The sequence below is a fragment of the Microbispora sp. NPDC049125 genome, assembly GCF_040802045.1.
In the GTDB taxonomy this organism is placed as follows: domain Bacteria; phylum Actinomycetota; class Actinomycetes; order Streptosporangiales; family Streptosporangiaceae; genus Microbispora.
Genome location: NZ_JBEZDW010000022.1, coordinates 75,745 through 93,497, shown reverse-complemented (window position 1 = coordinate 93,497; position 17,753 = coordinate 75,745). Strand labels below are relative to the sequence as shown.

17 protein-coding genes, 2 tRNA genes and 1 other RNA gene are annotated in these 17,753 nt (G+C 71.7%); 14 read left to right on the top strand and 6 right to left on the bottom strand.

Annotated features, from left to right (window positions below; all coding sequences use genetic code 11):
• Positions 1 to 104: 104 nt before the first annotated feature.
• Positions 105 to 743 carry a uracil phosphoribosyltransferase gene (upp, locus tag AB0B72_RS24455; protein WP_367741243.1) on the bottom strand — a complete coding sequence of 213 codons (639 nt, stop codon included), beginning with the start codon at positions 741 to 743 and terminating at the stop codon, positions 105 to 107.
• A 135-nt stretch (positions 744 to 878) separates the two neighbouring features.
• On the opposite strand from upp, the gene AB0B72_RS24450 reads away from it, so the two are divergent.
• The 4 genes from AB0B72_RS24450 (at position 879) to AB0B72_RS24435 (ending at position 2,496) form a co-directional block, all read left to right on the top strand.
• Entirely contained in the window at positions 879 to 1,373 is a 495-nt protein-coding gene (locus AB0B72_RS24450; protein ID WP_367741242.1) for a tRNA adenosine deaminase-associated protein, read from the top strand.
• Positions 1,374 to 1,388: 15 nt separating this feature from the next.
• Positions 1,389 to 1,877, top strand: coding sequence for a tRNA adenosine deaminase-associated protein (locus AB0B72_RS24445; RefSeq protein WP_367741241.1), 489 nt, complete (start codon positions 1,389 to 1,391; stop codon positions 1,875 to 1,877).
• Between the two features lie 32 nt (positions 1,878 to 1,909).
• Entirely contained in the window at positions 1,910 to 2,356 is a 447-nt protein-coding gene (gene tadA / locus AB0B72_RS24440) for a tRNA adenosine(34) deaminase TadA (RefSeq protein ID WP_367741278.1), read from the top strand.
• Between the two features lie 53 nt (positions 2,357 to 2,409).
• Positions 2,410 to 2,496, top strand: a tRNA-Ser gene (locus AB0B72_RS24435).
• Between the two features lie 68 nt (positions 2,497 to 2,564).
• Here AB0B72_RS24435 and AB0B72_RS24430 read toward each other — a convergent pair.
• Positions 2,565 to 2,876: a type II toxin-antitoxin system VapB family antitoxin gene (locus tag AB0B72_RS24430; RefSeq protein WP_367741240.1), complete on the bottom strand. Its 312-nt coding sequence runs from the start codon at positions 2,874 to 2,876 to the stop codon at positions 2,565 to 2,567.
• 69 nt (positions 2,877 to 2,945) lie between these two features.
• Entirely contained in the window at positions 2,946 to 3,812 is an 867-nt protein-coding gene (locus AB0B72_RS24425) for a neutral zinc metallopeptidase (protein ID WP_367741238.1), read from the bottom strand.
• Positions 3,813 to 3,971: 159 nt separating this feature from the next.
• Here AB0B72_RS24425 and AB0B72_RS24420 point away from each other — a divergent pair, with 159 nt between their 5' ends.
• Complete coding sequence (locus AB0B72_RS24420) at positions 3,972 to 5,561, top strand: dolichyl-phosphate-mannose--protein mannosyltransferase (protein WP_367741237.1); 1,590 nt, start codon at positions 3,972 to 3,974, stop codon at positions 5,559 to 5,561.
• A 6-nt stretch (positions 5,562 to 5,567) separates the two neighbouring features.
• Here AB0B72_RS24420 and AB0B72_RS24415 read toward each other — a convergent pair whose 3' ends face one another.
• Complete coding sequence (locus AB0B72_RS24415) at positions 5,568 to 6,743, bottom strand: lipase family protein (protein WP_367741236.1); 1,176 nt, start codon at positions 6,741 to 6,743, stop codon at positions 5,568 to 5,570.
• A gap of 305 nt (positions 6,744 to 7,048) precedes the next feature.
• A tRNA-Ser gene (locus tag AB0B72_RS24410) sits at positions 7,049 to 7,134 on the bottom strand.
• 84 nt (positions 7,135 to 7,218) lie between these two features.
• On the opposite strand from AB0B72_RS24410, the gene ffs reads away from it, so the two are divergent.
• Both ffs and AB0B72_RS24400 read left to right on the top strand, forming a co-directional pair.
• An RNA gene (gene ffs, locus AB0B72_RS24405) (signal recognition particle sRNA small type) lies at positions 7,219 to 7,317 on the top strand.
• A 40-nt stretch (positions 7,318 to 7,357) separates the two neighbouring features.
• A complete protein-coding gene (locus AB0B72_RS24400; protein WP_367741235.1) occupies positions 7,358 to 9,916 on the top strand; it encodes a DNA polymerase III subunit gamma and tau in 2,559 nt (852 codons plus the stop codon).
• A gap of 79 nt (positions 9,917 to 9,995) precedes the next feature.
• On the opposite strand, the gene AB0B72_RS24395 is transcribed toward AB0B72_RS24400, so the two are convergent.
• Positions 9,996 to 11,402 (bottom strand): GAF domain-containing protein, encoded by a 1,407-nt coding sequence (locus AB0B72_RS24395; RefSeq protein ID WP_367741234.1) that lies wholly within the window; start codon positions 11,400 to 11,402, stop codon positions 9,996 to 9,998.
• Between the two features lie 415 nt (positions 11,403 to 11,817).
• Here AB0B72_RS24395 and AB0B72_RS24390 point away from each other — a divergent pair, with 415 nt between their 5' ends.
• The 7 genes from AB0B72_RS24390 (at position 11,818) to AB0B72_RS24360 (ending at position 17,664) form a co-directional block, all read left to right on the top strand.
• Positions 11,818 to 12,165 (top strand): YbaB/EbfC family nucleoid-associated protein, encoded by a 348-nt coding sequence (locus AB0B72_RS24390; RefSeq protein WP_367741233.1) that lies wholly within the window; start codon positions 11,818 to 11,820, stop codon positions 12,163 to 12,165.
• A gap of 3 nt (positions 12,166 to 12,168) precedes the next feature.
• On the top strand, positions 12,169 to 12,768 hold the full coding sequence (recR, locus tag AB0B72_RS24385; RefSeq protein WP_367741232.1) for a recombination mediator RecR: 600 nt from the start codon (positions 12,169 to 12,171) through the stop codon (positions 12,766 to 12,768).
• Entirely contained in the window at positions 12,761 to 13,291 is a 531-nt protein-coding gene (locus AB0B72_RS24380) for a DUF5063 domain-containing protein (protein WP_367741231.1), read from the top strand. Before recR ends, AB0B72_RS24380 begins: the two co-directional genes overlap by 8 nt.
• Positions 13,292 to 13,426: 135 nt before the next feature.
• The gene (locus AB0B72_RS24375; protein ID WP_367741230.1) at positions 13,427 to 14,701 is read left to right on the top strand and encodes an aspartate kinase; all 1,275 of its coding nucleotides are present in this window, start codon (positions 13,427 to 13,429) and stop codon (positions 14,699 to 14,701) included.
• Positions 14,698 to 15,765: an aspartate-semialdehyde dehydrogenase gene (locus tag AB0B72_RS24370; protein ID WP_367741229.1), complete on the top strand. Its 1,068-nt coding sequence runs from the start codon at positions 14,698 to 14,700 to the stop codon at positions 15,763 to 15,765. The genes AB0B72_RS24375 and AB0B72_RS24370 overlap by 4 nt, the downstream gene beginning before the upstream one ends.
• Positions 15,766 to 15,972: 207 nt before the next feature.
• Entirely contained in the window at positions 15,973 to 16,620 is a 648-nt protein-coding gene (locus tag AB0B72_RS24365) for a TetR family transcriptional regulator (protein WP_367741228.1), read from the top strand.
• Between the two features lie 99 nt (positions 16,621 to 16,719).
• A complete protein-coding gene (locus AB0B72_RS24360) occupies positions 16,720 to 17,664 on the top strand; it encodes an LLM class F420-dependent oxidoreductase (protein ID WP_367741227.1) in 945 nt (314 codons plus the stop codon).
• The last annotated feature ends 89 nt before the right edge of the window (positions 17,665 to 17,753 follow it).

Sequence of the window (17,753 nt, the reverse complement as noted above, 5' to 3'; positions counted from 1 at the left end):
TCCCTGTGGCGCCGCTCGCGCTGACGCGAGGAGACGTCGTCGTCACTGACAGTACCCCGAAGGGTGCGCAGAGTAACTATGACGTGAGAGGACGGCGGAAGGGGTCAGACCACGCCGTAGAGACGGTCTCCGGCGTCGCCGAGGCCGGGCATGATGTAGCCGTTCTCGTTGAGCCGCTCGTCGAGCGCGGCGGTCACGATCCGGATCGGCCTGGCGCCGTCCCTGAACGCCTCGTCCATGGCGGCGATGCCCTCGGGAGCGGCCAGCAGGCAGATCGCGGTGACGTCCTCGGCGCCGCGGTCGAACAGGAACTGGACCGCCGCGGCCAGCGTGCCGCCCGTGGCGAGCATGGGGTCGAGGACGTAGCACTGGCGCCCGGACAGGTCCTCGGGCAGCCGGGTGGCGTAGGTCTGCGCCTTGAGGGTGGACTCGTCGCGGATCATGCCGAGGAAGCCGACCTCGGCGGTGGGCAGGAGGCGGGTCATGCCGTCGAGCATCCCGAGCCCGGCCCGCAGGATCGGCACGACGAGCGGCGCCGGGCGGGCCAGCCGTACGCCGTGGGCAGGGGCGAGCGGGGTGTCGACGGTCGCGTCGACGACGCGGACGTCCCGGGTGGCCTCGTAGGCGAGCAGCGTCACCAGCTCGTCGGCGAGCCGGCGGAACGTCGGTGAGTCGGTCCGCACATCGCGTAGCGCGGTGAGCTTGTGGGCGACGAGCGGATGGTCGACGACGAGGGTCTCCATGGCTGAGAAAGTTACCGTGTCCTGGGACGACCCTCGACGTCGCCTGACTCTTTTGATCACAATTTGATCCGAGGGCCGTACGGTGGGTCTGCGAGTCTGGGACGATTACGTGACGTGAGGACCGTGCCGGTGGGGATGACGATGACAGACGTAGACGCGCTCGACTTCGCCATCGTGATCTACCGAGAGGACGACCGTTGGGAGGCGGAGATGCTTCCCGTGTCGCTCACCTCCGACCTGCGCGGCCTTGTCCACGCACTGCGCCAGACGCCCAGCATGGGGACCACGATTGGCATGGTCGCCGTGGGGGATGACTTCTTCGTGGCTTTACGGGTCTTCGGCGAGCACGTGAGCGTTTTCCTCTCCGACATCACCGCGGCGTGGGACTGGCCGCTGGCCCAGCAGATCCTCGACTACCTCGATGTGCCCGTTCCCGAGGAGGAGGAGCTCGACAGCGTGCTCCCCGCCGGGGACCTGTCCATCTTCGCGGACCTCGGCCTCGACGAGATGGAGCTCGGCGCGCTCTCGGGCGACCTCGACCTCCTGCCGGACGAGGTGCTGTCCAGCATCGCCGCCCGGCTGGGGTTCTCCCAGCCGTTCGAGCGCGCGGTCGACGCCGCCATCGGCTGACCTCGGGAGACGGCAATGCCCTCGAGATCCAATCTCTTCTCCGCCGCCTTCGCCAAGAGCGGAAGCGGCTGGACCGGCGCCGAGGTCGAACTCGGCGAGGCCGAGATCGCCGACGACCTCGGCGACGCCGTGCAGGAGGCGCTCGGGCTGAACGGCGACGAGCTGGCCCTGCTCTGCGTCGAGGTCGAGGACGAGTGGTTCGCCGTCATCCGCTACGAGGGCGAGCTCGACCCGCGGGTGTTCATCTCCGACGCACACGCCGTGCAGAACGACACGCTGGGTGAGATCTTCGCCGACCTGGCCGGCGCGGCGGTGGTGGTGGAAAAGGACGCTCCCGACCTGGGCATCCGCCCCGTCGGCGACCTTGAGCTGCTCGCCGATTTCGGGCTGAGCGCCGAGGAGCTGCTCGAGCTGAGCATGGAGGAGGGCGTGCTGCCCGCCGACATCCTGTCGATCATCGCCGAGCGTCTCGGGTTCGCCGACGAGCTCGACCGGGTGCGGTGACCGCTCCTCCGCCGGGCGCGTACGAGGCCGCGATGCGGCTGGCGCTGGCGGAGGCCGTGCGGGCGGGAGAGCGAGGTGAGGTGCCCGTCGGCGCGGTGGTGCTCGGGCCCGGTGGGGAGCAGCTCGCCGCGGCGGGCAACGACCGTGAGGCCAGCGGTGACCCGACGGCCCACGCCGAGGTCCTCGCGCTGCGCGCGGCCGCCCGTACGGCCGGGCAGTGGCGGCTGTCCGGCTGCACGCTTGTGGTCACCCTGGAGCCCTGCACGATGTGCGCGGGCGCGGCGGTGCTGTCGCGGGTGGACCGGGTCGTGTACGGCGCCGTGGACGCCAAGGCCGGGGCCGCCGGCTCCCTGTGGGACGTCATCCGGGACCGGCGCCTCAATCACCGGCCCGAGGTCGTCATGGGCGTGCTGGCCGGGGAGTGCGCCGCCGTGCTGACCGACTTCTTCGCCCGGCGCCGGCCCACGCGTCCCGTGTGAACGGAGCGAAACGGATGCGCGCGGACGCCTGTTCGTCCGGTAAGCTGCTGCGCGGTGGAGTCGCCTAGTGGCCGAGGGCGCACGCCTCGAAAGCGTGTGATGGGGCAACCTATCCGTGGGTTCAAATCCCACCTCCACCGCTCACACGAGAGCCGCCGGTCTGGACGCCCAGACCGGCGGCTCTCGTCATGTGCGGGGAGACCGCACCTCAACCGTTCGGATTCCGGTCGTCGAGCTCCAGCACCCGGGCGTGCAGCACCGAGCGCTGGTGGAGGGCGGCCCGCAGGGCGCGGTGCAGGCCGTCCTCCAGGTAGAGGTCGCCGTTCCACTGGACCACGTGCGGGAACAGGTCGCCGTAGAACGTCGAGTCCTTGGCCAGCAGCGAGTGCAGGTCCAGCACCGCCTTGGTGGTCACCAGCGTGTCGAGCCTGACCTGGCGGGGCGGGATCCGCGCCCACTCGCGATGCGACAGGCCGTGCTCGGGGTAGGGCCGTCCGTCGCCGACCATCTTAAAGATCACGGTAGGTAGTTTAGGAGACACGCCCTCGCACGGCGTCCCGTTTGGTGCTGTACGCCCGCTGCTGGGGCATCAGATGCTGCCCGAGAAGGTGTCGCAGCGCGCGGGGTCGCCCGAGGAGTAGCCGTTCGTGAACCACTTCGTCCGCTGCGCGGAGGTGCCGTGCGTGAACGAATCCGGGTCGACCCGCCCCTGGGCCTGCTCCTGGATGTGGTCGTCGCCCACCGCCGACGCCGCGTCGAGCGCCTCCTTGATGTCGGCGTCCGTGAACTTCGACGCGTAGAAGCCGGTGTCGACCGCGTTCTTCGCCCAGACGCCCGCGTAGCAGTCGGCCTGCAGCTCCAGCCGTACGGAACCGCTCTCGGCGCCCTGCTCCTGCCCGACCTTGTTCATCGTGCCGAGCAGGTCCTGCACGTGGTGGCCGTACTCGTGGGCGATCACGTAGGCCTGGGCGAACGGGCCGCCCTTCGCCCCGAACCGCGACTGAAGCTCGTCGAAGAACGACAGGTCCAGGTAGACGTGCTTGTCCTGCGGGCAGTAGAAGGGCCCGACGGACGCGTCCGCCGCGCCGCAGCCGGTCTGGACCCCGCCGGAGAACAGCGTGGTCTTCGCGGTGGAGTAGTCCTGGACCTGGCCGCCCCAGTACTTCTGGATGCTGTTGACGACGCCCACGACGCGGCACTTCTCTGATTGGTCGGCGTCGGCGCCGGTCTTGCACTGCGCGGCCAGGTCGGTGCTGGGCTGCACGCTCGCCGGGTCCTGGCTCCCGCCGCCGGTGACGTCCCCCGGGTTCAGCCCGAAGATCACGGCGATGATCAGGGCGATGATTCCCGCGGCGCCTCCGCCGACGGCCAGCCCTCCGCCCCGGAACCCTCCGCCGCCTCCGCCGACGTCCTCCACCTGCGATGCGTCAAGTTGAGCTTTGTCGTCGAAATCCATGAGAGACGCTCCCGATGATGGGGCGCTGGTGTGCGCGGTCGATGTTGTCGCCAGCGCATACTGCCCCAAAGGGAAAGGATCATGCCTGGGTGGGGTGAGCGCCTCCGACACGCGGCCCGCTTCGCCCTGGTTCGCGGGCATACGGGCTAGGATGCCCGAGTGTCTCAGACCGCCTCTCAGGCGATCGTCGAGCCGGCCGGCGCTCCCCCGATCCCGGTACGTGACCGGCCGGCCCCCCCGATGCCGGGTAGCGCCCTGTGGGGGTGGATCGGCCCACTGATCGTCACGGTCTTCGGAGGCTTCCTCCGCTTCGACCGCCTGGGAACGCCCAATGCGGTGGTTTTCGACGAGACCTTCTACGCCAAGGACGCCTACTCCCTCATCACGCACGGGGTCGAGCGGCAGTTCGTCGGAAACGCCGACAAGCTCATGCTCCAGGGGAGCACCGGCCTGTTCAAGGCGTGCGGTGACGTCGCCCAGTGCGCCACCTACGCGGCTCACCCTCCGCTGGGCAAGTGGATGATCGGGCTCGGCGAGTGGCTGTTCGGCCTCACGCCGTTCGGCTGGCGCTTCGCCGCCGCGGCCACGGGGACGGCGTCGCTGCTGATCCTGGCCCGGCTGGCGCGCCGTCTCACCCGCTCGACTCTCCTCGGCTGCCTCGCGGGCTTCCTGCTCGCGCTGGACGGCCTGCATCTGGTGCTCTCCCGGGCGGCCCTGCTCGACGTCTTCCTGACGTTCTGGGTGCTCGCCGCGTTCGCCTGCCTCGTCGTGGACCGGGACGCCGGCCGGGCCAGGCTGGCCGACTGGTACCGGACGTCCTCGACATCGGGGGAGGGCCCCCGGCTGGGCGCCCGGCCCTGGCGGCTGGCCGCCGGGCTTTGCCTGGGCGCGGCCGTGTCCACCAAGTGGACCGGCCTCTTCTTCGTCGTGGCGTTCGCGGTCATGGCGCTCGTCTGGGACGCGGGCGCACGCATGGCCCTCGGCCTGCGCCGTCCCCGTGTGGAGGCGGCGCGGCTCGACGCTCCGCTGGCGGTGGGGTGGCTGGGCGTTGTGCCCTTCGCCGTCTACGTCGCCTCGTTCGCCGGCTGGTTCGCCACGGCCGGCGGGTGGGGCAGGAACTGGGGGCAGGCGACCTCCCACGGCTGGGCCTTCTTCGTCTTCGACTCCCTCCGGTCGCTCGCCCGCTACCAGGGCCAGGTGCTCGGCTTCCACGAGGGCCTCAGCACCCATCACCCCTACCAGTCGGATCCCTGGCAGTGGCCGCTGCTGCTGCGGCCGGTGGCGTTCTTCTACCAGTCGCCCAAAGGGGTGTGCGGGGCGAGCGACTGCTCGTGGGCGATACTCGGCACGGGCACCCCGCTCATCTGGTACGCGGGACTGGTCGCGCTGGTGGCGTTGATCGCCTGGTATGTCGCGACCCGCGACTGGCGAGCCGGCGCCGTCCTGGCGGCGTACGGCGCGGGGTGGCTGCCGTGGTTCTACTTCGCCCTCGCCGACCACCGGACCATGTACCTGTTCTACGCGCTTCCCATGGTGCCCTTCATGATCCTCGCGATCGTGCTGTGCTGCGGGCTGGTCCTCGGCCGGGCCGGCGCCACCCCGGCGCGCCGGGCCGCGGGGGCGTCGGTGGTGGGGGCGTTCGCGCTGCTGGCACTGGCGAACTTCTGGTGGCTGCTTCCCGTCCTCACCGCGGTGCCCGTGCCGTACGACCAATGGTTCGGGCGCATGCTCTTCCGGAGCTGGATCTGACGGCCGCTACGGCGCGTGAGCGAAGAGCCGGTCGGCCCACTCGCGCACCCGCCCGGCGACGGCGGGCAGCAGCGTGATGTGGTCGACCCCGGGCACGGGGACGAACGTCACGTCGGAGCTCGCTCCCGCGAGCTGGCCGGCCGTCATCTCGCTCAGCGTGACCGGCAGCTCGTCGTCGGCGCCGTGCACTATGTACACCGGCTTCGGGTAACGCATCACCGGGATCTCCTCGTCGGCCAGGGCCCGGGCGAACTCGTCGTCGGCCGCCGGCGGGTCCTTGAGCACGTCGCCGTTGGTGACCCCGGCCACCGTCTGGAGCATCTCGGTGACGCAGATCCGCCCGGCGAGGTCCACCAGCTCCTGCCCCTTCGGGGTGTACCAGTCCGCGACCCGGAACCCGGGGCGGGTGAGGGCGAGCGAGCGCCCGGTATAGGGGATCGTGTGGTTCACCTGCCGCACGGGGTCGCGGAACGCCGGGCCGGACGTCTGGACGCGCCATTGGGTGGTCGGCGCCATCGCGATGGTGCCGACGTGCCGCAACGACGGCGCGTACGCGGCGGCCAGGGCGCCGGTGAACAGGGCGGCGTGCCCGCCCAGGGAGTAGCCGACCGACGCCCACGACCGCGACACGGGGGCGATCCGCCGCGCCGCCCTGACGATGTCGACCATGGTGTGCGCCTCGGCGCGCCCGTCGATGCCCGGGCTCTCGCCGGGCGTGCCGATGCCCTCGAAATCGGTCACGGCGACGGCGTAGCCGGCGCCGATCAGCTGCTCCTGCACGGCCCGCTCCCACGGGCTCGGCCCGGTGACCGAGGGGGCGCAGGCGTCCGCGGACCCTCCGAAGCCGTGGCCGAAGCTGACGACGGGCCAGCCGTCCCTGGGCGGGCGCCCGGAGGGCAGCGACAGCGTGCCGCTCACCGTGGTCCGGCGGCCGTTCCAGGAGGTGGACAGGTAGCGCAGCGACCACGACGCGCCCGCTCCGGCGAGCCTGATCGCTGCGGGCAGGGGCTCCACCCTGACCGGCGTGCCCTGCCATCCCGCAGCGCCGGCTCGCTCGTGCACCTCGGCGGTTCCCGTGGCTCGCGGCGCCGCCGCCGTCTCGGCGCTTGCGACGGCGACGTACGGACCGCCAGAGATCACGATGACCGCGGCCACAAGCACCGCCGTACGCGAGTCGGCCATGGTGTCTCCGTATCGACAGGGGGCCGGAAGGTGAGGATCTGTGCAGCAGTGTGGCGAGCTGGATCGGCCCGTCAACGGCGGCGCCCGCCTCCAGCGGACCGGGCTGCGCGAACGCGCCCGGCCGGCTGAAACGTTCGCGTGTGTGGCTGCGCCAGGTCGCATGTGTGCTGTGCCGGGTCGCGCTCGGGGGCGAGGACTCCGGGCGAGGACTCCGGACGGAGACGAGGGCGGACGAGGCGGGAAAGCACGAAGGGCCCGGTTGGATGGACCGGGCCCTTCGTCTTCTTGCTGCTCTCAACCAAGCGCGGAGGATAGGAGATTCGAACTCCTGAGGGGTTGCCCCCAACACGCTTTCCAAGCGTGCGCCCTAGGCCAACTAGGCGAATCCTCCGTCGGCTAGCTTAGCGGACTTTCCGCTGTGCGGTGACCGTCCTTTCCCCGTCCTGCGCACGCGCTCCGAGTGGTTAGACTGTCCACCGGACCCCTCGCGCGGCGTCATCCTGTGAACCTCCCCAGGGCCGGAAGGCAGCAAGGATAAGCGGGCTCTGGCGGGTGTGCGAGGGGTTCCTCAGTTAGCGGAAACGCCGGCCGGGTCGACCCCCCGAGGAGGCGGCATGAGTCTTGCGCTGTACAGAAAGTACAGGCCCGGGACGTTCGCCGAGGTCAAGGGGCAGGAGCACGTCACCGAGCCGTTGCGCCAGGCGTTGCGCAGCGGGCGCATCCACCACGCCTATCTCTTCAGCGGCCCGCGTGGCTGCGGCAAGACCTCCAGCGCCCGGATCCTCGCCCGCTCCCTGAACTGCGAGAAGGGCCCGACGCCCGACCCCTGTGGAGAGTGCGGATCGTGTGTGGCCCTGGCCGCGACCGGGCCCGGCCACCTCGACGTGATCGAGATCGACGCCGCCTCGCACGGCGGTGTGGACGACGCCCGTGAGCTGCGCGAACGCGCCTTCTTCGCTCCGGTCTCCGCGCGCTTCAAGATCTACATCATCGACGAGGCCCACATGGTCACCCGTGAGGGCTTCAACGCGCTGCTCAAGCTGGTCGAGGAGCCTCCGCCGCACCTGAAGTTCGTCTTCGCGACCACCGAGCCCGAGAAGGTCATCGGGACGATCAAGTCGCGGACCCATCACTATCCCTTCCGCCTGATGCCGCCCGCCACGCTCCGCCAGCTCATGGTGGAGATCCTGGACTCGGAGTCGGTGCCGTACGAGCCGGCCGCGTTGCCGCTGGTGGTGCGGGCCGGAGCCGGCTCCGCGCGGGACTCGCTGTCGATCCTCGACCAGCTCCTCGCGGGCGCCGGTGACGAGGGCATCACCTACCAGCGGGCCGTCTCGCTGCTCGGCTACACCGACGGCGACCTGCTCGACGAGGTGGTGGGCGCGTTCGCCGGGCGGGACGGCGCCGCCGTCTTCCACACCGTCAACCGCGTCGTCGAGGGCGGTCACGACCCCCGCCGGTTCGCGGCCGACCTGCTGGAGCGCTTCCGCGACCTGGTGATCCTCGCCAACGTGCCCGGAGCGGCGGCCAGCGGGCTGCTGGACCGCCCGGCCGACGAGCTGGAGCGCCTCCAGGCGCAGGCCGCCTCCATGGGCCCGGCGGAGCTGACCCGGGCGGCCGAGGTGTTCAACGCCGGGCTGACCGAGATGCGCGGCGCGACCTCGCCCCGGCTGCTGCTGGAGCTGATGTGCGCCCGCGTGCTGCTGCCCGCCGCCGACCTGACCGAGGCCGCGCTGCAGACCCGGCTCGAACGCCTGGAGCGAGGCATCCCGGTGGCGCCCTCCTCGGCTGCAGCCGCCCCAGTCGCTCCGCCGCAGGCCGCGGCGGCTCCGGCGGGCACGGTCTCGGCGGGCATGGTCTCGGCGGGCACGGCTCCGGTGGGTACGGCTCCCGCCTCAGCGCGGTCCGCGCCAGGCGGCACACCAGGCGTCGCGGCGCCCGGCCCGGCGGAAGCGACATCGGCCCCCACGGCCCCTACGGCCTCCGGAGCCGCCGCGGCCCAGCCCGCCGGCTCCGCGGACGCGGCCCAGGACGACTGGCCCACTCCGGTGCGGCCCGGGAGCGGTCAGGCCGCGCCCGCGGCCTCCTCTCCCCGTACGGCTCCCGCACCGCCGGAAGGAGTCCAGTCCGGGCCCGTACAGCAGGCGTGGCCTCAGGTGCTGGAGGCCATAAAGAGGCGCCAGCGGGTCGCCTGGATGATCCTCAACGCCCAGGGGCGGCTGCTCGCCGTGGAGGGCAACATCGTCACCGTCGGCTTCGAGAAGCCCGGTGACGTGCAGGGCTTCCTCAAGGGCAAGCGCGACGAGGTGGTCGCCGCCGCGCTGGGCGACGTGCTGGGAGGGAACTGGCGGGTCGAGGTGGTGGTCGGCGGCGCCGGCCCGGGCGGCCTCGGCGCCCCGGTCACCCGGGGGCCCGCCGGGCCTTCCGCGGGGCCCTCGGGATCCGCGCCGGCCGTTCCCTCAGCGCCGGTCGCGCCCTCGCCCGGACCGGTGGCCCCGGCCGGGCAGACGGACACGCCGCCCGCCGGCCCGGGAGGCCCTGGTGGCGGGGCCACCGATCCTTCCGCCGCCTCCGCTCCCGGAGAGTCCGCGACCTTCCAGGCATCCCCGGCGGCGTCCGTGGCATCCGGGCCCGCCGGATCTGGGGCGCTCGCCCCAGCCTCGCCCGCGTCCTCGCCCTCGGCCGCCGGCGTCGCGACCGTCGCCGGGCCGGTCACACCGGCCAGGGCCGCCGCGTCCAACGGAGCCGCGGTGAAGACCCGCTCGAACGGGTCCGCCGCGTCCACCAGGTCCACCGGGTCCTCCGGGTCGACGGGCGCGACGGGGACGACCGACGAGACGTGGCCGGACGCCCCGTCCGACGACTTCGACGCCCCCGATCCAGGCCGCAGGTCCATGTCCGGCCCCGGCGGCGCCTCCGGTGGTGGCTCCGGCGGCGGCTCCGCCCCGAGCCCCGGCCTGGCCGCCGCCCGCTCGGCGGCGAGGGCCGCGGCGCAGGCCGGGCCGCGCCCCGCGTGGCCGGACGCCGTTCCCGGCCGCAGGACGGGGGGCGGGGACCTCGACGAGGTCGACCCGCTGAACGACGCGGACGCCGACGTGAGCGATCTCACCGGCATGGCGCTGATCCAGCGCGAGCTCGGCGGCCGGATCATCGAGGAGATCGACCACTCCTGAGGCCGGTCGAGGTCCGGCCCTGACCGGTGCCGGCCAACGGGATCGGCTCGTCTGGATCGGCTGATCTGAGTTGGTGCTGTCAGTCGTCGATCCAGTCCAGCCGGGCCGATGCCGCGGCGTGGCGCTGGTCGGCGTCCGGCAGCATCGTGACGAGGCGTTCATGCACCTCGGCGTCGTCCTGCCCGGTGGAGGTCTGCGCGTAGGCCCACAGATCCTCGACCGAGCCCCGCGACAGCATCTCCGACCGCACCCGGACCTCCAGCTCGTCGCGTGCCCGCCGGATCGCGGGCGCCTCCGAGCGCGGCAGCAGCGGGCCCTGGTAGAGCCGGGCCGCCTTGGCGAGCTCACCCGTCGCGAGGGCCTGCCGCACCTCAAGGAAGTCGCCCGAGACCTCGCACGTCAGCCGGTACGGCTTGGCCGCCACCGCGCCGTCGAGCTGGGCCCGCAGCCGGTGGATCTCCGCGCGGATCGTGACGGGGTTGCCGCCGTCGCCGTACAGCAGGCAGCAGAGCCGCTCGGCGGTCAGCCCGCGCGGGTGGGAGGCCAGCAGCGTGAGGATCTCCGCGTGGCGCAGGGACAGGGGGATCCGCGCCCCGTTCAGGTAGGCGTACGGCTGGTGGACGCCGAGGACCGTCAAGGTGAGCTGGGAGGTGGCGCGGCTCGCGGTGAGGCACAGCCGGTATCCGTCACCCAGGGGCTCGATCAGTGCCACCCGCCCGTCCGACAGGAGCAGGCGCTCGCCGGACTCCGGCAGCCGTACGCGGGGCCCCAGGCTGAGGTCGCCTCCGATGACCCGCCCGGAGAGCGTGACGAGCGCGCCGGGGCCGGTGGCGTCGTGCCGGGAGCGGAGCCGCTCGTCGCGCTCCCGCATGCGCAGGGTGAGGTCGCTCTCGGCGAGCCGTGCGGCGGCCCGGACGAGGGCGACGGTGGCGGGGTGCAGGGAGTCCGCCGCGCCGCTGATGTCGACGCAGCCGAGGATCTGACCCGTGTCGGGGTCGATGACGGGGGCGCCCGTGCACGACCATTCGTGCAGCACGCGTGCCAGGTGCTCGGCCGAGTAGACGTGGGTCGCCCGGCCGGTGGCCAGGGCGGTGCCGATGCCGTTGGTGCCAACGGCGGGCTCCGACCAGCGGAACCCCTCGGCCAGCCCGATCCTGTCGGCCCGCCGCAGCACCTGCCGGTGACCCTCGCGCCACAGCACGTCGCCGACCGCGTTGGTGATCACCATCGCCTGGGCCGTCTCGTCGGCGACCTGCAGCAGGGTCTGGCGGAACATGGGGAGCAGGGCGCTCAGGGCGTGGGCGGACCGGATCTCGCCGATGACGCCCTCGTCGTACACGAGCGGCGCCTCGTGCGACTCCGGGTCGATGCCGGCGTCCAGGCAGCGGCGCCAGGAGGCGGAGATCACGTCGCGGGGGACGCCTCCGGCAAAGCGCTGACCGGTCACGTATGCCTCGTGAATCCGGCGGATCGACGGATCGCGCATCCATGTCTCCCGGTCGGTGCGGTCAAGATTATGGTGACCTGTCGGCGGAGAATTGACTCGCCCCTGGGACTATTTGCCAATGTCCATGAGTAACCGAGCGAGCGCAACCTGTATGCAACGTTCGGCGGTTTACGTTTACCGCGTCATGTCGGCCGGTCACGACCGGCGTGGTGGAACGGCCGGGTCCCGGACGCGTGGAGGGGGGACGGGGCCCGGCCATTCCCTGGATTCCGCATGGGCGGGAGCGCGGGGGTAGCGCGCTTTCCGTCCATGCGGTTTCCCATGCGGAGCCGAGCACGCCGCTCCCTCGACCCTCACCGCGGGGAACACGCGCATGCGCCGGTGTCGGAACAGCGGCGGACACCGTAGGCTCGTCGCGACGAACATGTCGCTGGACGCTGAGGAGCGCACGATCGTGAATCCAGGGGATGTCAACCTCCAGCAGTTGCTGGAGCAGGCTCAGCTGATGCAGCAGCAGCTCGTCACCGCGCAGCAGGAGCTCAGCGATGCCGAGGTCGAGGGCAGCGCCGGTGGGGGGCTCGTCGTCGCGACCGTGAACGGGAGCGGCGAGCTGCTCGAGCTGCAGATCAGCCCCCAGGCCGTCGACGTGAGCGACCCGGAGGAGACGGCGCAGACGATCGCCGACCTGGTCCTGGCCGCGGTGCGGGACGCCGTACGCGCCGCGGGAGAGCTGCAGCAGGAGAAGCTCGGCCCGCTCGCGCAGGGCCTCGGAGGCGGCATGGGTCAGCTGCCGGGGTTCTAGGTCATGTACGAAGGGGTCGTCCAGAATCTGATCGACGAGCTGGGGCTGCTGCCCGGCGTCGGTCCCAAGAGCGCGCAGCGGATCGCGTTCCATCTGCTCGCCGCGGACCCGGCCGACGTGAAGCGGCTGGCGCACGCCCTGCTCGAGGTCAAGGAGAAGGTCCGCTTCTGCCGTGTCTGCGGCAACGTGGCCGCCGAGGAGGAATGCCGGATCTGCCGGGACCAGCGGCGCGATCTCCATGTAATCTGCGTCGTCGAGGAGTCGAAGGACGTGGTGGCGATCGAGAGGACCCGCGAGTTCCGCGGCCGCTATCACGTGCTCGGCGGGGCGATCAGCCCGATCGACGGCATCGGCCCGGACGACCTGAAGATCCGTGAGTTGATGGTCAGGCTGGCCGACGGCCAGGTCACCGAGCTGATCCTCGCCACCGACCCCAACCTCGAGGGCGAGGCGACGGCCACCTACCTGGCCAGGCTCGTCAAGCCCCTGGGTTTGAAAGTGACACGACTGGCAAGCGGCCTGCCCGTGGGCGGTGACCTCGAGTACGCCGACGAGGTCACCCTGGGCCGCGCATTCGAAGGACGGAGGCTGCTGGATGTCTGACGACTGGAGTGACCTGGCCGCACGCGTCGCCGGGCACGCGGAGGACTTCATCGACGGCCTCACCCGCCTCGCCGGGGGCGAGGGCGGTGACGCGACCCTGCCGCTGCTGCTGGTGGAGGTGGCCCAGGTCAGCCTCGCGGGCACCCAGCTCGGGGCAGCACAGGACGTGATCCTGCAGGGCAACTTCGAGCCCGCGCTGAGCGAGGACCCCGACATCGACCCCCTCCGTACGGCTCTCGCCGCCCGGCTGGCCCCGGTGGACGACTACGCCGAGGTGTTCGACCCCTACAAGGACACGCTGGTCACGCCGTACCGGCTGTCGGACGACCTCACGGCGGTGGCCGCCGACCTCATCCACGGGCTGCGGCACTTCCAGGCGGGCCGCCCCCTGGAGGCGCTGTGGTGGTGGCAGTATTCCTACTTCAACACCTGGGGCAACCACGCCGGCGCCGCGCTGCGCGCCCTGCAGGCGCTGGTCGCCCACACGCGCCTCGACGTGGTCGAGGAGAGCACGGTCGTCTGACCCGCCGGGAAGCACGGGGGTCCGGCGCGCCGGGGCCCCAGGCGTCCGGCCGTCCACATCGTGGTCGCCGCCGGTTCAGCTCGCGGACGCGCAAGTACACTGTGAGCTCCACGTCCTGATTCGTTGGAGATTCAAGTGGCGCTCGTTGTCCAAAAGTACGGTGGTTCGTCCGTCGCCGACGCGTCCTGCATCAAGCGGGTCGCCCAGCGGATCGTCGCGACGAAAAAAGCCGGCAACGACGTCGTCGTGGTGGTGTCCGCCATGGGGGACACCACCGACGAGCTGCTGGATCTGGCCCAGCAGGTGTCGCCGCTGCCCCCGGGGCGCGAGCTCGACATGCTGCTGACCTCCGGCGAGCGGATCTCGATGGCGCTGCTCGCGATGGCGATCGCCAACCTCGGCCAGGAGGCCCGTAGCTTCACCGGCTCGCAGGCGGGTGTGATCACCGACTCGACGCACGGCAAGGCGCGCATCATCGACGTGACGCCGGGCCGGATCCGGGGCGCGCTCGACATCGGCCAGATCGCGATCGTGGCCGGGTTCCAGGGCGTCTCGCAGGACTCCAAGGACATCACGACGCTCGGCCGGGGCGGCTCGGACACGACGGCGGTCGCGCTCGCCGCCGCGCTCGGCGCGGACGTCTGCGAGATCTACACCGACGTGGACGGCATCTTCACCGCCGATCCCCGCATCGTCCCGACGGCCCGCCAGATCCCGCGCATCTCCTACGAGGAGTCGCTCGAGATGGCGGCGTGCGGGGCGAAGATCCTGCATCTGCGCTGCGTGGAGTACGCCCGCAGGTTCACCCTGCCGATCCACGTCAGAAGTTCGTTCAGCACCAGGGAAGGCACCTGGGTCGTCTCCGACCCCAAGACCGAAGGAACCCAGATGGAGCAGCCCATCATCTCCGGCGTGGCACACGACCGGAGCGAGGCCAAGATCACTGTGGTCGGGGTGCCCGACAAGGTCGGCGAGGCTGCCGCCATCTTCAAGACGCTGGCCGACGCCGAGATCAACATCGACATGATCGTGCAGAACGTCTCGGCGGCCGCCACCGGCCGCACCGACATCTCGTTCACGCTGCCGACCAACGACAGCCAGACGGCGCTGACGGCGCTCAAGAAGATCCAGAGCCAGGTGGCCTTCGAGTCGCTGCTCTACGACGACCAGATCGGGAAGGTCTCCCTGATCGGCGCGGGAATGCGCTCCCACCCCGGTGTCACCGCGAAGTTCTTCGGCGCGCTGGCCGACGCGGGCGTGAACATCGAGATGATCTCCACTTCGGAGATCCGCATCTCCGTCATCGTCGGGCAGAACGAAGTGGACGCGGCGGTCACCGCCGCCCACGCGGCGTTCGACCTCGACTCCGACCAGGTGGAGGCCGTGGTGTACGGAGGTACCGGACGATGAGCCGCAAGCCCGTTCTCGCAGTCGTCGGCGCGACCGGCGCCGTCGGCACCGTGATGCTCGACATCCTGACCAACCGCACCGACCTGTCGGACGCCTACGGCGAGATCCGGCTGATCGCCTCGCCGCGCTCCGCCGGGAAGGTCCTCAGCGTCCGCGGTGAGGACGTCACCGTCCAGGCCCTGGCGCCCGAGGCGTTCGACGGCGTCGACATCGCGATGTTCGACGTGCCGGACGAGGTCTCCGCCGAGTGGGCGCCGGTCGCGGCCTCGCGCGGCGCGGTCGCCGTGGACAACTCCGGCGCCTTCCGGATGGACCCGGACGTGCCGCTGGTGGTCCCCGAGTGCAACCCCGAGCAGGCGCGCGTCCGGCCCAAGGGCATCATCTCCAACCCCAACTGCACGACGCTGTCGATGATGGCCGCGATGGGCGCGCTCCACCGGGCGTACGGCCTGCGCGAGCTGGTGGTGGCCTCCTATCAGGCGGTCTCGGGCGCCGGGGTGATCGGCCCCGAGCGGCTCTACGAGGAGATCGAGGCCGTCGCCGGCGACCGCACGATGGGCACGGTCGCGGGCGACGTGCGCAAGGCCGTGCCCGACCTGGCCGCTTCGCCGTTCCCCGCCCCGCTCGCGTTGAACGTGGTGCCGTGGGCCGGTTCGCTCAAGGACGGCGGCTGGTCGTCGGAGGAGCTGAAGGTCCGCAACGAGTCCCGCAAGATCCTCGGCATCCCCAGCCTCAAGGTGTCGGCGACCTGCGTCCGCGTGCCGGTCGTGACCACGCACTCGCTGGCCGTGCACGCGACGTTCGGCCAGGAGGTCACGGTCGAGGGCGCCCGGGCCATCCTGGAGGCCGCGCCGACCGTGGTGGTGCTCGACGACCCGGCGGCCGGCGTGTTCCCCACGCCGGCGGACGTCGTGGGAACCGACCCGACCTACGTCGGCCGGATCCGCCAGGCGCTCGACTTCCCGAACACGCTGGACCTGTTCGTGTGCGGGGACAACCTGCGCAAGGGCGCGGCACTCAACACGGCCGAGATCGCCGCGCTGGTGGCCACCGAGTTCGCCTGATCCGCAGCCCGGATCCCGCGTCGTGGATCCCGGCCCGGATCCCGCGTCCCGGATCCCAGCCCGGGTCTCGGCCCGATGACCGGCGGGTTCCGGCCCGGCTCCCGGCTCGCGTACGGCGGTGATTCGTCGTGCCGCGGGCCGGGAACGGCTCTCGATCTTCGAGATGGTCCATGACCATACCTGGGCGTGAGCCGTACAGTTTCCAGCGTGGCCGAGAAGACACGTGACCTGATCGTCGAGACGGCCCTCCGGTTGTTCCGGGAGCGGGGATTCGAGGCGACCACCATGCGGGCCATCGCCGCGGAGGCAGGCGTCTCCGTGGGCAACGCCTACTACTACTTCGCGTCGAAGGAGCAGTTGGTCCAGGCCTACTACGAGCGGGCGCAGGCGGCGCACGAGGCGGCGTGCCGCGAGGTGCTGGAGGTCGAGACGTCGTTCGCCGGCCGGCTGCACGGCGTCCTGCGGACCTGGGTGCGGATCTCCGAGCCGTACCACGAGTTCGCGGTCAAGTTCTACAAGCACGCCGCTGAGCCGGGCAATCCGCTCAGCCCCTTCGGCGCCGACGCCGCGCCGGCCCGGGAGTCGGCCATCGCCCTTTACCGCAAGGTCGTGGAGGGCTCGTCCGGCCGGATGGACGCCGAGCTGCGGGCCGAGCTCCCCGAGCTGCTCTGGCTGCTGTCGATGGGCGTGGTCCTGTTCTGGGTGCACGACACCTCTCCCGGCTGCGCCCGCACCTACCGGCTGATCGACCGGGTGGTGCCGCTGGTGGACCGGCTGGTGGGCCTGTCCCACCTTCCCGGCGTACGCGGGATCGCCAGGGACGTCATCGAGCTCGTCCACGAGCTCCGGGTATGACCCGTCCTCCATACCGTCTGGTTGGTATGGTCGGATCCTGAGTCGGATTCCGATGGGCCGGATTCCGAGGGGGAGGGGGTGGCCGTGGACCGCTGGGGCATGACGATTCCGTTCTCCGGGGAGACGCCGATGGAGTCGAAGGCGCTCATAGCGGAGCTGCCGGGGCTGGGCTACACCGACGCCTGGTCGGCGGAGGTCTCCGGCAGCGACGGCTTCGTCCCGCTGGCGCTGGCCGCCGAGTGGGCGCCGGGGCTCCGGCTGGGGAGCGCGATCGTCCCCGTCTACACCCGTGGCCCGGCTCTGCTCGCCATGTCCGCGGCCACGCTGGCCGACGTGGCCCCCGGGCGTTTCGTCCTCGGCATCGGCGCCTCGTCGCCGGTCATCGTCGAGCAGTGGAACGCCGTGGAGTTCGCCGAGCCGTACGCTCGCACGCGGGACACGCTGCGCTTCCTGCGGACGGCGCTGGCGGGGGAGAAGATCACCGAGAGCTACGAGACCTTCGGCGTGAGGGGATTCCGTCTGGAGCGCGCCCCAGCCGTCCCGCCGAAGATCGTGCTGGCCGCCCTGCGGCCCGGCATGCTGCGGCTCGCGGGCCGGGAGGCCGACGGCGCGATCACCAACTGGGTCTCGCCCCAGGACGTACGGAAGGTCCGGGCCGAGCTCGGGCCGGGGACCGAGCTGATCGCCCGGCTGTTCGTCATCGTCGGCGAGGACGCCGACCGCGTGCGCGAGATCGCCCGCCGGATGCTCGCGGCCTACCTCACGGTGCCCGTGTACGCGGCCTTCCACGAATGGCTGGGCCGGGGCGAGGTGCTGCGGCCGATGTGGGACGCGTGGGCGGCGGGCGATCGCCGGGCCGCCCTCAAGGCGATCCCCGACGAGGTGGTCGACGACTTGGTCGTGCATGGCGACGCCGCGACCTGCCGGGCCCGGATCCGGGAGTACGTCGCGAACGGGCTCGACACCCCCGTCCTCGCACCCCTCCCCGGCGGCGAGGTGCCCCTGGCGCAGGCGGTGCGAGACCTGGCGCCCGGGCTCGCCTGACATGCGGGAGCCGTACGGCGCGCGCCGGCCGTACCTGTCTCGGCGGATGGACGGCGTGCGCCGGCCGTACCGGGGTCGGCGAGCGGGCA